The 14,682-nt window shown below is 70.7% G+C and carries 12 protein-coding genes, 1 pseudogene and 1 riboswitch; of the genes and pseudogenes, 7 read left to right on the forward strand and 6 right to left on the reverse strand.

From position 1 onward, the window contains the following. Positions 1 to 6: 6 nt before the first annotated feature. The gene (locus ITJ62_RS11040; RefSeq protein WP_194601932.1) at positions 7 to 1,026 is read left to right on the forward strand and encodes a YeiH family protein; all 1,020 of its coding nucleotides are present in this window, start codon (positions 7 to 9) and stop codon (positions 1,024 to 1,026) included. A 32-nt stretch (positions 1,027 to 1,058) separates the two neighbouring features. Here the strand turns inward: ITJ62_RS11040 and ITJ62_RS11045 are convergent, their stop codons facing one another. Beyond that, entirely contained in the window at positions 1,059 to 1,382 is a 324-nt protein-coding gene (locus ITJ62_RS11045; RefSeq protein ID WP_079003866.1) for a multidrug efflux SMR transporter, read from the reverse strand. A gap of 14 nt (positions 1,383 to 1,396) precedes the next feature. Next, positions 1,397 to 1,460: riboswitch (guanidine-III (ykkC-III) riboswitch) on the reverse strand. A gap of 108 nt (positions 1,461 to 1,568) precedes the next feature. On the opposite strand from ITJ62_RS11045, the gene ITJ62_RS11050 reads away from it, so the two are divergent. The 4 genes and pseudogenes from ITJ62_RS11050 (at position 1,569) to ITJ62_RS11065 (ending at position 6,839) form a co-directional block, all read left to right on the forward strand. After that, positions 1,569 to 2,858, forward strand: a complete 1,290-nt coding sequence (locus ITJ62_RS11050) for an O-acetylhomoserine aminocarboxypropyltransferase/cysteine synthase family protein (protein WP_194601934.1) — start codon at positions 1,569 to 1,571, stop codon at positions 2,856 to 2,858. A 151-nt stretch (positions 2,859 to 3,009) separates the two neighbouring features. Continuing rightward, complete coding sequence (locus tag ITJ62_RS11055) at positions 3,010 to 3,501, forward strand: CoA-binding protein (protein ID WP_370581906.1); 492 nt, start codon at positions 3,010 to 3,012, stop codon at positions 3,499 to 3,501. A gap of 293 nt (positions 3,502 to 3,794) precedes the next feature. After that, positions 3,795 to 4,283 (forward strand): annotated as a pseudogene (locus tag ITJ62_RS19025) (BTAD domain-containing putative transcriptional regulator); the annotation flags it as partial. A 72-nt stretch (positions 4,284 to 4,355) separates the two neighbouring features. Next, positions 4,356 to 6,839: an AAA family ATPase gene (locus tag ITJ62_RS11065; protein WP_228498402.1), complete on the forward strand. Its 2,484-nt coding sequence runs from the start codon at positions 4,356 to 4,358 to the stop codon at positions 6,837 to 6,839. A gap of 24 nt (positions 6,840 to 6,863) precedes the next feature. Here ITJ62_RS11065 and ITJ62_RS11070 read toward each other — a convergent pair whose 3' ends face one another. Continuing rightward, the gene (locus ITJ62_RS11070) at positions 6,864 to 7,679 is read right to left on the reverse strand and encodes an ABC transporter permease (RefSeq protein WP_064296503.1); all 816 of its coding nucleotides are present in this window, start codon (positions 7,677 to 7,679) and stop codon (positions 6,864 to 6,866) included. Next, complete coding sequence (locus tag ITJ62_RS11075) at positions 7,676 to 8,689, reverse strand: ATP-binding cassette domain-containing protein (RefSeq protein ID WP_085510429.1); 1,014 nt, start codon at positions 8,687 to 8,689, stop codon at positions 7,676 to 7,678. Before ITJ62_RS11075 ends, ITJ62_RS11070 begins: the two co-directional genes overlap by 4 nt. Before the next feature lie 179 nt (positions 8,690 to 8,868). Between ITJ62_RS11075 and ITJ62_RS11080 the strand changes: the two genes are divergently transcribed. Both ITJ62_RS11080 and ITJ62_RS11085 read left to right on the forward strand, forming a co-directional pair. After that, complete coding sequence (locus tag ITJ62_RS11080; RefSeq protein ID WP_194601942.1) at positions 8,869 to 10,242, forward strand: L-serine ammonia-lyase; 1,374 nt, start codon at positions 8,869 to 8,871, stop codon at positions 10,240 to 10,242. 72 nt (positions 10,243 to 10,314) lie between these two features. After that, the gene (locus ITJ62_RS11085) at positions 10,315 to 10,776 is read left to right on the forward strand and encodes a rhodanese-like domain-containing protein (RefSeq protein ID WP_194601945.1); all 462 of its coding nucleotides are present in this window, start codon (positions 10,315 to 10,317) and stop codon (positions 10,774 to 10,776) included. Between the two features lie 34 nt (positions 10,777 to 10,810). Here ITJ62_RS11085 and ITJ62_RS11090 read toward each other — a convergent pair whose 3' ends face one another. The 3 genes from ITJ62_RS11090 to ITJ62_RS11100 all read right to left on the reverse strand — a co-directional run bounded on the left by ITJ62_RS11090 (position 10,811) and on the right by ITJ62_RS11100 (position 14,611). Next, on the reverse strand, positions 10,811 to 12,742 hold the full coding sequence (locus tag ITJ62_RS11090) for a thioredoxin domain-containing protein (RefSeq protein ID WP_194601948.1): 1,932 nt from the start codon (positions 12,740 to 12,742) through the stop codon (positions 10,811 to 10,813). Between the two features lie 21 nt (positions 12,743 to 12,763). Then, complete coding sequence (locus ITJ62_RS11095; RefSeq protein WP_194601951.1) at positions 12,764 to 13,543, reverse strand: DUF1684 domain-containing protein; 780 nt, start codon at positions 13,541 to 13,543, stop codon at positions 12,764 to 12,766. A gap of 132 nt (positions 13,544 to 13,675) precedes the next feature. After that, positions 13,676 to 14,611, reverse strand: a complete 936-nt coding sequence (locus ITJ62_RS11100; RefSeq protein WP_194601954.1) for an ABC transporter substrate-binding protein — start codon at positions 14,609 to 14,611, stop codon at positions 13,676 to 13,678. Positions 14,612 to 14,682: the final 71 nt, after the last annotated feature.

The following is a 14,682-nucleotide window of genomic DNA, read 5'->3' on the forward strand; positions in this document are numbered from 1 at the left end:
ACGACGATGAAGGCGCTCCCCGGGGTGCTCGTCGCCGGTGCCGCGGCGCTCGCCGCCCTGGGCCTCCACACCCTCCTGCCGGTCGTCCCGCTGCTGACCGCGAGCGTGCTGCTCGGCATGGTGGCGGGCCAGCTTCCGCCGTTCCAGCGGCTCGCAGCCGGTGTCCTGAAGCCGGGACTCGGCATGAGCGCGAAACGGTTCATGCGGATCGGTGTCGTGCTGCTGGGGTTGAAGCTGAGCCTCGTCGACATCGCCGGCCTGGGGTGGGTCACGCTCGCCACCACGGTGGCGATCGTCGTCGTCACCTTCTTCGTCACTCTCTGGCTCGGCCGGAGACTGGGGCTCACGGGCCCCGAACCGCTCCTCATCGCCACGGGCTTCTCCATCTGCGGCGCCTCCGCCATCGGCGCGATGAGCGGCGTCGTGAAGGCGAAGGACGAGGAGCAGGCGACGCCCGTCGCGCTCGTCACCCTCTGCGGGACCCTCGCGATCTTCGTCCTCCCGGCGCTCCGTGGCCCCCTCGGCCTCAGTGACGAGCAGTTCGGCCACTGGGTGGGGGCGAGCGTGCACGACGTGGGTCAGGTCGTCGCGACCGCCCAGATCGCCGGCACGAGCGCACTCGCGATCGCCGTCGTCGTCAAGCTGACCCGGGTCGTGCTCCTCGCCCCCATGGTCGCCGCCGCCGCGACGATCGAGCGCCGCCGACTCCTGACGGTGTCGGCCGGCGCCGGTGCGCAGGTCGATGCCGACGGAACCGCGACCGCAGCCCGACCGCCGATCGTCCCGCTGTTCGTCGCGGGCTTCATCGCCGCGGTCCTCGTCCGCACCCTGCTCCCGGTGCCCGAGCTCGTCCTCGACGTCGCCGACGGCGTGCAGACCGCACTGCTCGCGATGGCGCTCTTCGCGCTCGGTGCCGCGATCCGCGTCCGCACGCTCGTCACCACCGGGTGGCGCGCGCTCGTCGTCGGGCTCGTCTCCTGGCTCCTCATCGCGGTGCTCGCGCTCGGAGCGGTGCACCTGGCCTGAGGCAGGCAGGCGTGCGTACCTGACCAGCGCGGCTAGTGCTCGCCGCCCACGATCTTCAGGCCGATGACGCAGCCGATGAGCCCGAGGATGAGCAGCACCTTGACGACCGACAGCTGCTCGCCGCCGAAGGTCATGGCGTACCCGACGGTGAGCGCTGCGCCGATCCCGACCCAGACCGCGTAGGCGGTACCCACCGGGATGTCGCGCATGGCCCAGGCGAGGCCGGCCATGCTGAGCACGAGCGCCCCCGCGAACGTCACGGTCGGCCAGAGCTTCGTGAAGCCCTCGGACTTGCCGAGCGCCGTCGCCCAGACGGCTTCCAGGACGCCGGACGCGATGAGTACGATCCAGGACATGACGATCACTCCCAAGTGGTCAGTCTTGTCGCGTTCCGGGTACTGCGCCCTCGTCCGGCAGCCCGATCAGGGCTGTGCCCCACACGATACGCCGACGCCCTGGGCAGGCCCTGTGCAGTGCGGTCGAATGCGACGCAATGTTGCAGCACGGTGAAGCGCTCGACGGTGCTCCGGTAGCGTGAACGCATGGCAGATCGTGAGTATGGCTTCCGCACGCGTGCGATCCACGCGGGCAACATCCCCGACCAGGTGACCGGCGCACGGGCGCTGCCCATCTACCAGTCGAGCGCCTTCGTCTTCGACGACACCGCCGACGCCGCCGCCCGCTTCGCCCTGCAGAAGTACGGGAACATCTACTCCCGCCTCGCCAACCCGACGGTCGCGAGCTTCGAGGAGCGCATCGCCAGCCTCGAAGGCGGCCTCGGTGCCGTCGCGACCGCCTCCGGTCTCGCCGCGCAGTACATCACCTTCGCCTCGCTGGCCGGACAGGGCGACCACATCGTCGCCTCGGCCAACCTCTACGGCGGCTCGATCACGCAGCTCGACGTCACCCTCCGCCGGTTCGGCATCGAGACCACCTTCGTGCAGTCGTCCGACGCCGCCGACTACGCCGCCGCCATCCAGGAGAACACGAAGCTCGTCTTCGCCGAGACGGTCGCGAACCCCTCGGGCGAGATCGCCGACATCGAGGGCCTCGCCGACGTGGCGCACGCACACGGCATTCCGCTCATCATCGACTCGACCATCGCGACGCCCTACCTCAACCGCCCGATCGAGTGGGGTGCCGACATCGTCACACACTCGGCCACGAAGTTCCTCGGCGGCCACGGCACGACCCTCGGTGGCGTCGTCGTCGAGAGTGGTCGCTTCGACTGGAACACCGACAAGTTCCCCCTGTTCGGCCAGCCCGTCCCGAGCTACGGCGGCCTGCAGTGGTCGGGCAACTTCGGCGAGTACGCCTTCCTCACCCGGCTGCGCGCCGAGCAGCTCCGCGACATCGGTCCGGCGCTCGCACCGCACTCGGCCTTCCTCCTCGCCCAGGGCGTCGAGACGCTGCCGTTCCGGATCCAGGCCCACGTCGACAACGCGCGCATCGTCGCCGAGTGGCTCGACGCCGACCCGCGCATCGCCGCCGTCAACTGGGCCGGACTCCCGGCTCACCCGCACCACGAGCGCGCGAACAAGTACCTGCCGAAGGGGCCGGGCTCGGTCTTCAGCTTCGAGGTGAAGGGTGGCCGTCACGTCGGCCAGAAGCTCATCGAGTCCGTCGACCTCGCGAGCCACCTGGCGAACATCGGCGACGCGAAGACGCTCATCATCCACCCCGCGTCGACGACGCACGCGCAGCTGTCCGACCAGCAACTCGTCGACGCCGGTGTGCTGCCGGGCATCGTCCGGCTGAGCGTCGGCATCGAGGACCCTGACGACATCATCTACGACCTCGACCAGGCGCTCGCCGCAGCGGTGAAGGAGTAGTGGCATGAGCACTTCGACAAGCTCAGTGACCGGTGTGGACGCGACCGAGACCGGTGTGGACGCAACCGTGACCGACCAGGACGCGACCGAGACGGTCCGGCTCACCAACGGTCTCACCTGCTCGCTGCCCGCCGATTCGCCGCTCGCGAAGCTGCTGCGTTCGCAGCGCACGTGGGCGGGCCCCGACGCGAAGGCCCGCCTGAAGCTCCTCCGCGAGGCGAAGTCCGTCGCGATCGTCGGCGCGTCCCCGAACCCGGCGCGTTCCTCGTACTTCGTGGGCACCTACCTGCAGCAGTCGAGCGACTTCACGATCTACTTCGTGAACCCGAACGCCACGGAGATCCTCGGTCAGCCCGCCTACCCCGACCTCGCCTCCCTGCCGGAGGTACCCGACATCGTCGACGTCTTCCGCAAGGCGAGCGACATCCCACAGGTCATCGACGAGGTCGTCGCCATCGGAGCACCGACCGTCTGGGTGCAGCTCGGCATCTGGAACCAGGAGGCAGCCGAGTACGGCGAGTCGAAGGGTCTGGACGTCGTGATGGACCGCTGCATCAAAGTGGAGCACGCCCGGTTCCACGGCGGCCTCCACCTGCTCGGCTTCGACACCGGCCAGATCACCGCCCGCAAGACCCTGCGCTGAGGGCAGTCCGGCTCACGACGACTCGAACAGCTCCGGGATACAGCCCTGGATACACTCGTGACGTGCCTGCGTCGAACCTCCGAGTGACCGTCCTGGGGCCGGTGCTCGTCGAGGGACGCACCGGTCGGCTCGTCGAACCCGGCGGCCGGCTCGCCAAAGCGCTGGTGACGATCCTGGTGCTCGCGGACGGGCGCGCCGTGTCGACGGCCGCCCTCATCGACGAGCTGTGGGACGACGCACCGCCCGCGGGTGCCAAAGCCGCGCTGCAGACCCTGGTCTCACGGGTGCGCGCCGTGTCGGCGCCCGACCTCATCGACTCCTCGGCCGCCGGCTATCGACTGTCGATCGACCAGTCCCTGGTCGACCTCCACGTCGCCGCGCAGGCGGCCGATGCGGCGTCGACGGCCATCCGCGCCGCCGACCCGCACACCGCGGGCACGCTCGCCCGGGACGCGCTCCTCCTCTGGACCGGTGATCCAGGCGCTGAACTGGACGGCCCGCTCGGCGACGAGCTGGCGCACCGCGCGGCGCGGCTCCGCGACGACCTGCGCCGGGTGCGTGCCCAGAGCCGCCTCGAGCTCGGCGACGGCGCGGCCGTCATCACCGATCTCGAGGCGCTCGTCGCCGCCGATCCGCTCGACGACGCCACCCAGCTGATGCTCTTCAACGCCTAGGCGCAGAGCGGACGTCGCTCCGACGCGATGCAACTCTTCGCCGACCACCGTCACCGGCTCCGGGACGAACTCGGTGCCGACCCGACATCGGCGCTGGTCGCGGCACACGCGGCGCTCCTGCAGGACGCCGTCGAGCCGTCTCCACCGGCGGCCACACCAGCGACCGCCCGAGTCTCCAGCATGGTGCTCGGACTCCGGACGGCGCCGAACGAGCTCCTCGGTCGCGACACCGACCTCGATGCGATCGGCACGCTCGTGTCCGAAGTCCGCCTGACCACGATCCTCGGCCCCGGTGGCCTCGGGAAGACCCGGCTCGCCCAGGAGGTCGCCCGGCGTGCCACCACGACCACGCCCGGCGTCGTCGTGGTGGAACTGGCGAGCGTGCGGGACCCGGACGATCTGCCACTCGCGGTCGCGACCGCACTCGGCATCCGCGAGGCCCCGACCCCGCGTCGGCTGAGCGAAGCGATCATGGCGCAACCGGTCGAACTGCACGAGCGCATCATCGACCGACTCTCGGAGCGGCCGACGCTGCTCGTGATGGACAACTGCGAGCACCTCGTGGATGCGGCGGCACGCTGGATCGCCGATGCACTGGCCTGGGCCGGCGACCTCCGCGTCCTCGCGACGAGTCGGAGCCCGTTGTCGATCGCCGCCGAGCACGTCTACCAACTCGACCCACTGGACGCAGCCGTGGACGGCACCGACCTCGAACACGCTGGCCCGGCGGTGCGGCTGTTCGTCGAGCGTGCCCGCGCGGCCCGTCCGGGTCTCCATGTGCCACTCGACGTCGCGGCACGTCTCTGCGCGAGACTCGACGGCCTGCCGCTGGCGATCGAACTCGCGGCGGCGCGCACCAGATCCATGTCGGTCGAGGAGGTGGAGCGACGACTCGGGAACCGCTTCACCCTGCTGACCGCCGGTGATCGCAGCGCGCCTGAGCGCCACCGCACCCTGCTCGCCGTCATCGACTGGAGTTGGAACCTCCTGGGCGAGCACGAACGTGTCGTCCTCCGTCGCATGTCCAGGTTCCCCGACGGCTTCGATCTGGAGGCGGCAGCAGTGCTCGCCCCCGAGGTCGAGGTCGTGGAGGCGCTCGACGCGCTCGTCGGGCAGTCGTTGCTCACCGTGCAGGACGACCCGGCCACCGGGACCGTCCGATTCCGTATGCTGGAGACGGTCCGCGAGTTCGGCGCGATCAAGTCGGCCGAGGCGCGCGAGGACGACCTCGTGCTCGACCGCACTCGGACGTGGGCGGTCGCACTCGCGGAGACGCTCCTCCCCGCCATGCAGGGACCACGACAGGTGGCGGCGTTCGCGCGCCTCGCCCTCGAACAGGACACCCTGGTGGACGTACTCCGCGGGGCGGTCGCCGACGATCGCGCCGACGTCGTCGCCCCGGTCTTCGCGGGACTCGCCCTCTTCTGGACGATCCGCAGCGCGCATCAGGAGGTCCTGGTCTTCGGAACGGCCGTCCTCGACGTGCTCCGCCACCAGGACCCGGAGTCGGTGTCGACCGACACCCCGGCCATCGCCGTCGCCATCATCACCGTGACCTTCCTCGCCACCGATCCCCGGACGTCCGCGCGGGCGATCGGCGTCCTCCGCCGACTTGAACGGGCGCGGACGACACAGGCCCCACGGATGCGCGCGATGGTCAGCCTGTTGCTGGTCGCGGGTCGCCCCGAACGCGCGGAGGCCCTCCTCCGCGAGTACTCCCGGTCGACCGACCCGCACGTCGCGAACCTCGGGAACCTCATGTCGGCCCAGGCGGCGGAGAACGACGGCGACCCCCGCGCCGCCGAAGCGGCCGCCCTGCGCGCGAACGACCTCTCGCTCACGCTCGGGGACGTCTGGGGTGCGGCCATGAGTGCGCACATGCTCGCCCAACTGCACAGCCAGAACGACGAGCCGGAGGAGGCGCTCGTCTGGGCGGCCCGCGCTGCCGAGGGGCTGACCGCGATCGGTGCCGAGGCGGACCTCCGTCAACTCGAGTGGCTGATCGCGATCGGCGACATCGCCCGCGGTGACCACGCCGCCGCCACCACCGTGCTCGACCGGTTCCTCTCGGACGACGTCTCGTTCTCCGCGTTCGCCCCGCTCCCCGAACGGCGGTCGATCGGCTGGGCCGGTCTCGCCGAGATCGCGCGGGCACAGGGCGACGCCGCACGGGGAGCCGAGCTCTACGGGAAGGCGCTCGTGGCGTTCGCTCCGGGTGAGTCGCGCCGATCGCCGTGGTTCACCCTCGTCGGTTCCGCCGCGATCGCCGCCGCCGTGCTGGACGGTGTCCCGGACGCCACCGAGGTCCAGCGTCTCGTACGGCGGGTCCGCACCCGCACCATCGCGCTGGGACGCCTCCTCCCGAACCGGTTCGACCGACCGGTGCTGGGTTCCACCGTCATCGCCCTCGGCGCCTGGTACGTCCGCTCGGACGACGACGAGGTGCGGTTGATCGGCGCCGAGCTCGTCGCGCTCGCCAGTGCGCTCGCCTCCCGTCAGGACATCCCATCGCTCGTCCGCACACCACACGAGGCAGCAGCGGCGGCGTGCCTCACGGCGACCGAGCGCGACCGCCTCGCCGAGCGGACCCTCTCCCTGCAGGCGCACGAGAGCGCCGCCAGGGCGTTCGAACTGCTCGGCAGTCCTGCCCTGGCGGCGCGCTGATCGGTCGCTGCGGTCGTCTCGTCGTCAGGCGCGGCGCATGTACGCCCGCACGGTGAGCGGTGCGAAGACCGCGACGATGACGGCGGCTCCGAGGAGCGCCAGCCAGGCGTCGCCGCCGAAGACACCCGTGTTCGCGAGGTCGCGGACCGCGGTCACGAGGTGCGAGACGGGGTTCACGTCCACGAAGCCCTGGAGGAAGCTCGGCATCGTCTCCGGGTTCACGAAGGCGTTCGAGAGGAACGTGAGCGGGAACAGGACGAGGAACGAGATGCCCTGCACGCTGCTCGCGCTCCGGGCGATGACCCCGAAGAACGCGAAGATCCAGCTGATGGCCCAGGCGCAGACGATCACGAGGAGGCCGGCGAGGGCCACGAAGCCGATGCCGCCCTCCGGTCGGTACCCCATGACGAAGCCCATCGCGAAGGTGAGCGTCGTGGCGATCGTGTACCGCACCGTGTCGGCGAGGAGGGCACCGGCCAGCGGTGCGATACGGGCGATGGGCATCGACTTGAAGCGGTCGAACACGCCCTTGTCCATGTCCTCGCGGAGCTGGATGCCGGTCACGACCGAGGTCGTGATGACGGTCTGGACCAGGATGCCCGGGATGATGATCGGCAGATAGCTCGCGACGTCGCCGGCGATCGCGCCGCCGAAGATGTACGTGAACATCAGGGTGAAGATGATCGGCTGGACCGTCACGTCGATCAGCTGCTCGGGCGTGCGCTTGATCTTGAGCAGTCCGCGGTACGCCATGGTGAAGGAGTTGCGGACCGTCTGCGAGAGGCTGACGTGGTTCCGGAGGGACCGGTCTGCGGCCGGGGTGATGGTGATCGTGCTCATGCGTGGACCTGCTCTGCGGTGTCGAGGGAATCGGTGTCGGACGTGGCGTCGGCGTCGTCCGCCTCGACGCCGTGTCCGGTGAGGGTGAGGAAGACCTCGTCGAGCGTCGGCTTCTGGACGCTCATCTCCGCGAGCCGGATCCCGGCTTCCCGGAGCGTGATGAAGAGGTCGGTCACGGCGTCGGGGTCGCGCATCGGAGCCGTGATGCGGGTGGCCTCCGGCGAGACGACGGTGTCGACGCCGAGGACGCTCGAGATGACCCGTCGCGCATCCTCCAGGTCGGCGGGGTCCGCGAGCCGCAGCTGCAGCGACGACTCGCCGACGGAGGCCTTCAGCTCGTCGGAGGTGCCCTCGGCGACCACGAGACCGCGGTCGATGACCGCGATCCGGTCGGCGAGCTGGTCCGCCTCGTCGAGGTACTGGGTGGTCAGGAGGACGGTCGAGCCCGTCGCGACCAGGCGGCGGATGGTGTCCCACATCTGCGCGCGGGTCCGCGGGTCGAGGCCCGTGGTCGGCTCGTCGAGGAAGATGAGGGGCGGCTGGGCGATGAGGCTCGCCGCGAGGTCGAGACGACGACGCATGCCGCCGGAGAACTTCTTCAGGGGTCGCGACGCCGCGTCGCTCAGGCCGAACTCCTCGAGGAGTTCCGCGCTCTTGCGCTTCGCCTCCGCGCGGCCGAGTCCGAGCAGTCGCGAGAAGATGACGAGGTTCTCGGTGGCCGAGAGGTTCTCATCGACGGACGCGAACTGCGCGGTCACGCCGATGAGCTGGCGCACGACCTGCGACTCCCGCTGGATGTCGTGTCCGAAGACGGTGGCGGTGCCGGCGTCAGGACGCAGGAGCGTCGCCAGCATGCTGATGGTGGTGGTCTTGCCGGCGCCGTTCGGGCCGAGGACGCCGTAGACGGTGCCGGTGCGGACCGAGAGGTCGACGCCGTCGACCGCCCGGTTGTCGCCGAAGGTCTTCACGAGGCCGTGGGCTTCGATCGCCCAGTCGGAGCTGATGCTCATGCGGATGCCTTTCGAAATCAGGTGTGGGCCGCCGGTGGGCGACCTGGACAACAGTGTGGGCGGGGGCACTCACGGATCGCTCACCTGCCGCTGACACCCGCTGACGGCCGCTGACACCGCACCCGGCGCCGAAGACGCTTAGAGTGAGAGGAGCCAGTCGCACCGAAGGGGGTCGTCCAGTGACCGCATACGTGTCCGCGTTCGACCTCTTCTCTATCGGGATCGGGCCGTCCAGCTCGCACACGGTCGGACCGATGCGGGCGGCCCTGGCCTTCGCCACCGGGCTCGCGGACGACGGACTGCTCGACCGGGTCGACCGCGTCACGTGCTCGTTGTACGGATCGCTCGGCGCGACCGGCATCGGCCACGGCACCCCCGACGCCGTCGTCGCGGGACTCCAGGGGCTCACCCCCGAAGGGTGCGATCCCGCCGAGGTCCGACGGGCCTGGAGCGACCACCCCGACGGCGCTCCGCTCACGCTCGCCGGAACGCGTGCCATCGCGTTCTCGAAGGACGACGTCTCGTTCGTGCCCAGGACGAGGCTGCCGGGCCATCCGAACGCCATGACGCTCCACGCCTGGGATCAGCGGAGCGACCTCCCCGTGCGCTCCGAGACGTACTACTCGGTCGGCGGCGGCTTCATCCGTCGTGACGGCGACGACCCGAGCACGGTGCTCCCGTCGACACCCGTGCCGATGCCGTTCCGGACCGCTGAGACGCTCATCGGGCTCTGCGACGAGACGGGGCTCCCGATCGACGCGATCGCGAGACGCAACGAGGAAGCCCTGCGGTCGGCGGTCGAGGTCGACGCCGGCCTCGACGCCATCTGGACGGCCATGCACGAGTGCGTGACCGCCGGGCTCGCCGACACCGGCACCCTCCCGGGCGGTCTCGGCGTCAAGCGCCGGGCACGTGCCGTCCGTGAGCGCCTCGACGTGGCCGAGGCCGAGAGCGGGCGTGAGCTCCCCACTGAGTGGCTGCACGCGTTCGCCCTGGCGGTCAACGAGCAGAACGCCTCCGGCGGACGGGTCGTGACCGCACCCACGAACGGGGCCGCGGGGATCATCCCGGCCGTCGGGAGCTACTACCTGCGGTTCGTCCCTGGAGCCTCGCTCGACGGCATCCGTCGGTACCTGCTCACGGCGACCGCCATCGGCTCGCTCTTCAAGGCTAATGCGTCCATCTCGGGGGCCGAAGGCGGCTGCCAGGCCGAGGTCGGCTCCGCGTGCGCCATGGCCGCCGGTGCCCTGTGCGCCGTCCTCGGCGGCACACCGCGTCAGGTCGAGAACGCCGCGGAGATCGCGATGGAGCACCACCTCGGCCTCACGTGCGACCCTGTGGGCGGGCTCGTCCAGGTCCCGTGCATCGAACGCAACGCGATCGCCTCCTCGACGGCCGTCAGCGCCGCACGCCTGTCGCTGCACGGCGACGGGACGCACCTGGTGTCGCTCGACACCGTGATCGAGACCATGCGCCAGACCGGTGTCGACATGTCGACGAAGTACAAGGAGACGAGCGAGGGCGGTCTCGCGGTCAACGTCATCGAGTGCTGAACCGCGGCGTCGTGTGACCGCGTGTTGCCGACCACCGTGGTCATCCGGGCCGCGGCCTCCTACGGTGGGCGCATGACCTCCACGCACGCGCCGTTCCTGGTGGACCCGCTCGTCTCCACCCAGTGGCTCGCGGACCATCTCGGCAGCGAGAGCCTCATCGTCCTCGACGCGAGTGTCGTCGAGCTGCCTGCGCTGGACGGCGGCCCGGTGCGACTGGTGAGCGGCTACGACCTGTACCTCTTCGACGGGCACGTACCCGGCGCCGTGTTCGTCGAGCTGCTCGACGCACACCAGGGGCTCGGAGCATCCTCACCGGAGGAGGTCCGACGCGGCGCGGCGGCCATCGGCGTCACGGAGCAGCACACGGTCGTCCTGTACGACCAGTTGGACGGGCGCTCCGCCGAGCGCCTCCGTGCGGCGCTGACCGGAGCTGGATACAAGCGCGTCGCTCTCCTCGACGGCGGCCTCGGGCGCTGGCGCTCCGAAGCCCGCGAGCTGCGCTTCGGCCGACCGGACGGCACGTTCGGGGCCTGACCCACCCAGGTGTCGGGGCGATGGGCACGCTGGTTCAGCGGGCGTCGAGCTGCGCCACATCCGTCACGGGGAGGCGGCAGACGAAGTCCCGGCAGTGGTAGGCGGTCAACCGGCCGTCCCGACTCGTCCGTTCGGCGAAGACGTCGAACCCGACCGCCGCCCAGGCCGCGGCCTGCCGCTCGGAGACCACCGCCACGACGTCATCTCGGCGCGTCCTGACCGCGTCGCGCATCGCCCGGTCCGCCGTCGCGCGATCCTCGTCCTCGTCCGGGTCCGCCCGATCCGGCCCGACGACGATCAGTTGCGACGCCGGCCCGGTGAGCGATGCCGCCAAGGCCAGACTCGCGCCGAACGCGGTCGGTGCCGACAGCGCAGCCGACGCGGCGAACCGCACCGCGCCCGCGGCGGCGTCGCGGAACCGGCCGTCGGCCGTCAGCTGGAACAGCAGCAGCGACGCGCGTCCGAGCGAGGATATCCCCGAGGGATACGCGCCCTCCGACGGGTCGCCGTCGATCCGCATGCCCTGGGCCGACAGCACCGGGTCGCCGCCGCCCGGCAGGATGAAGCCGGCCACCGTGGCGGAGGAGGCGACGGTCACGGTGTCGTCGGTCACGGTCTCGCCGGTCAAGCACCGGTCGACGAGGTCGCGGGCGACCTCCGCGTAGCGGACCTCGCCCGTCGCGAGGCCGAGGCGCAGGAGCCCCTCCGCGAGCATCCCGTAGTCCTCGAGGGCCGCCGCCGCACCCGACCGCCGTTCGTCGAGCGAGGCCCGGGCGAGCGTGCCGTCCGAGCCGAGGTGGTTCTCGACCACCGCGTCCGCCGCCCACCTCGCGGATTCGAGCCACTCGGGCCGGTCGAAGACCGTCGAGGCCTCCGCCAGCGCGCCGATCGCGAGCCCGTTCCAACCGGTGAGCACCTTGCGGTCAACGGCCGGCGGGGTCAGCATCGCCCGGCCGTCCACATCGCGTCGGTAGTAGCCACCCTCCGATCCGACGCCGTCGACGACGCTCTCGGAGTCCTGCGCCGACCCGAAACCGCCGCTCGGCTGCTGCAGCGTGCCGATGAGGAACTCGGCGATCCCGGTGGCGACACTGGCCGCCCACGAGCTCGGGCGCTCGGCCCAGGCCCGCGTGTACGCGGTGAGGAGGAGCGCGTTGTCCGTCAGCATGCGTTCGTAGTGCGGCTCGGTCCAGTCCCGGTTGACCGCGTACCGGAAGAACCCGCCTTCGACCGGATCCCGGAGCGCCGAGGCCCCCATCGTCCTGAGGGTGCGTTGCGCGAGGTCGACACCGCGGCGGGCGACCTCCCCCTCGCGGGGCGTCAGTAGGAAGTCGAACAGCGGGGCCATCGGGAACTTCGGAGCCGTGCCGAAGCCGCCGAGCTCCCGGTCCTCCAGCGCCTCGACCGCCACGATCGCCGCGTCGAGGTCAGCGGGCTCCGGCAGCGGGGCGTCATCCGTGGACGACATCGTCTCGGCGATCGCCCGCGCGAGTCCGTCGGCGCTCGCGACGACCTGCTCCCGTCGCTCGGTCCACGCGATACGGACGGCCTCGAGTAGCTGCGGGAACGAGGGATGCCCGCGGAGCGGCACGGGCGGCGAGTAGGTCCCCGCGTGGAAGACGTGTCCGCGCGGCGTCACGAACACGTTCAGCGGCCAACCCAGGTCACGGGTGAACGCGCCGGCGGCGGCGAGGTAACTGGCGTCGACGTCGGGATGCTCCTCGCGGTCGACCTTCACCGCCACGAAGTCGCGTCGGAGGAGCTCTGCGATGTGCTCATCCGAGAACGACTCGCGTGCCATCACATGACACCAGTGACACGTGGAGTAGCCGATCGAGACGAGCAGGGGGACGTCACGACGGGCCGCTTCGGCGAAGGCCTCGGGCCCCCACGGGTACCAGTCGACCGGCTGCTCGGCGTGCGAGCGGAGGTACGGGCTCATCGCCTCGGCGAGCCGGTTCGTCATGCGGGGTCCGTGGCCCGGGACCTACTGGCCGAGCGGCAGTCGCTCGCCCGCCGTGATCCGCGTGCGGAGCCGGTTGTTCGGCGCAGGCAGCGGGCACACGTAGTGGTCGCTGAACGCGCACGGCGGCAGGTACGCGCGGTTGAAGTCGACGAGGACGTGGCCGTCCGCGGTCGGGGCCGGCATGCTGATGAACCGGAACCGGTAACTCTCGTCGCCACTCGTGCCGTCGGAGAAGACCGCCCAGAGTCCGTTCGGGCCGCCCGTGACCGTCAGCGACACCGCTTCGTCACCGAGCTCGAACTCGACCCGGCCGACGGGGGTCTCGGTCGTGACGTGGCCGTCGATCGACTCGGTCTCGACCGTGACGTCCGGGGACGGCACGAACCGCGCCGGCCGGATCCAGGCGACGTCGGGGGCGAACGCGCTGATGCCTTCGAGCGAGGTCCGCGTCGGCGCCTCCGGGTCGAGGACGCGGAGGGCGTAGACGCCGTCCCGCTCCATGCCTCGGAGCAGCGCGTCACCGAAGTGCAGTTCGTCGCCGTGCACCAGCTCGACGCGGTCGGTCATGATCTGCGCGCCGCTCGGCGTGGTCAGTCCGGTACCCGTGAGCCGCTCACCGACGATGCCGGTCGCGTCCGCACGCCAGGTGCCCGGCGCGCCCTCGAGGGCGGTCGCCTCCTCGGTCAGCCAGTGGGTGAACCGGAGGGCGGCGATACCGTGGGATGCTCGGACGGAACGCTCGCGAGCGGTGTGCCAGGCGGTCCAGGACGCGATGAACTCTGCGGGGGTCTCGGAACTCATACCCTGACGCTACCAACTCCTCAGGTGTCGGAGACCCCCTGGACATCCGGCTGCAGCCGGATGCGCTGCCCGCGAACAGCGCGATGGCGCCGCCCGGAGAACCGGACGACGCCATCGACGTGTGGCTGCTGCTCAGTTGAAGAGCTTCTTGTCCTTCAGCCAGTCGGCAGCGAGGGTCTTCGGAGCGGCCTTCTCGTCGCCCTGGTTGCGGGCGTTGAGCTCGATGAGGTCCTCGGTGGTCAGCTCCGCGGACACGGCGTTCAAGACCTCCTTGACCTTGTCGCTGGCCTTGGCCGAGTTGATCAGCGGCAGGACGTTCTGCGGGAGGATCAGGTTCTCCGGGTCCTCGAGCGTGACGAAGTCGTTCTCGGTGATCGACGGGGTCGTGGTGTAGATGTCGGCGAGCTGGACCGTGCCGTCGAGCAGGGCCGCGGTGGTCTGTGCGCCGCCGCCGTCGCTGATCGGGACGAAGGTGAGCTTGTCGGCGGGGACGCCGTACACCTCGGTCAGGCCCTTCGGGCCGTACGGGCGCTCAGCCAACTCGGGTGCGCCGCCGATGGCCAGCGGGATGGTGAGCGCCGCGAGATCGGCGAGGCTCGTGACGTTGTTCGCCTCGCTGAACTCCTTCGTGACGTTGTAGGAGTCCTTGTCCTCCGCCTTGGACTGGTCGAGGACCTCGTAGCCCTTCGGCGTGGCCTCCTGGAGGGCGGAGTAGACCTCGTCGCTCGACGTGGCGGTGGCGGAGTCGTCGAAGAACTGCAGCAGGTTGCCGCTGTAGTCGGGGACGAGGTCGATCGAGCCGTCTTCGAGCGCTGCGATGTAGACGTCGCGCGCGCCGATGTTGAGGGACTCGGCCGTCTTGATGTCGTTGGCCTCGAGCGCCTGGATGTAGATCTGGGCGATGATCTCCGACTCGGGGAATCCGGCGGAGCCGACCGTGATCGTGTCGGATGCCGCGGTCTCCCCGGCGGTCGGGTCGCCTGCGGAGCAGGCGCTGAGCGCGAGGGCCGCGACGGCGGTCGCGGCGATGCCGACGGCGAGGCGTCGACCCTGTCGAACTGTGAACATGGTGTTTCCTATCTGTGATGGGCGAGAACGGTGGTGCCGTTGTGGGTCTGGGAGCCGGGCGGTGCTGTCAC

Origin of the sequence: Plantibacter sp. VKM Ac-2876 (assembly GCF_015350715.1) — a bacterium.
In the GTDB taxonomy this organism is placed as follows: domain Bacteria; phylum Actinomycetota; class Actinomycetes; order Actinomycetales; family Microbacteriaceae; genus Plantibacter; species Plantibacter auratus.

What these genes read in the sequence shown, in the direction of transcription:
- ITJ62_RS11100 (WP_194601954.1), bottom strand. Translation starts at nt 14,611, where the DNA reads ATGTTCACAGTTCGACAGGGTCGACGCCTCGCCGTCGGCATCGCCGCG.
- ITJ62_RS11050 (WP_194601934.1), top strand. Translation starts at nt 1,569, where the DNA reads ATGGCAGATCGTGAGTATGGCTTCCGCACGCGTGCGATCCACGCGGGC.
- ITJ62_RS11070 (WP_064296503.1), bottom strand. Translation starts at nt 7,679, where the DNA reads ATGAGCACGATCACCATCACCCCGGCCGCAGACCGGTCCCTCCGGAAC.
- ITJ62_RS11065 (WP_228498402.1), top strand. Translation starts at nt 4,356, where the DNA reads ATGGTGCTCGGACTCCGGACGGCGCCGAACGAGCTCCTCGGTCGCGAC.
- ITJ62_RS11090 (WP_194601948.1), bottom strand. Translation starts at nt 12,742, where the DNA reads ATGACGAACCGGCTCGCCGAGGCGATGAGCCCGTACCTCCGCTCGCAC.
- ITJ62_RS11095 (WP_194601951.1), bottom strand. Translation starts at nt 13,543, where the DNA reads ATGAGTTCCGAGACCCCCGCAGAGTTCATCGCGTCCTGGACCGCCTGG.
- ITJ62_RS11045 (WP_079003866.1), bottom strand. Translation starts at nt 1,382, where the DNA reads ATGTCCTGGATCGTACTCATCGCGTCCGGCGTCCTGGAAGCCGTCTGG.
- ITJ62_RS11075 (WP_085510429.1), bottom strand. Translation starts at nt 8,689, where the DNA reads ATGAGCATCAGCTCCGACTGGGCGATCGAAGCCCACGGCCTCGTGAAG.
- ITJ62_RS11085 (WP_194601945.1), top strand. Translation starts at nt 10,315, where the DNA reads ATGACCTCCACGCACGCGCCGTTCCTGGTGGACCCGCTCGTCTCCACC.
- ITJ62_RS11040 (WP_194601932.1), top strand. Translation starts at nt 7, where the DNA reads ATGAAGGCGCTCCCCGGGGTGCTCGTCGCCGGTGCCGCGGCGCTCGCC.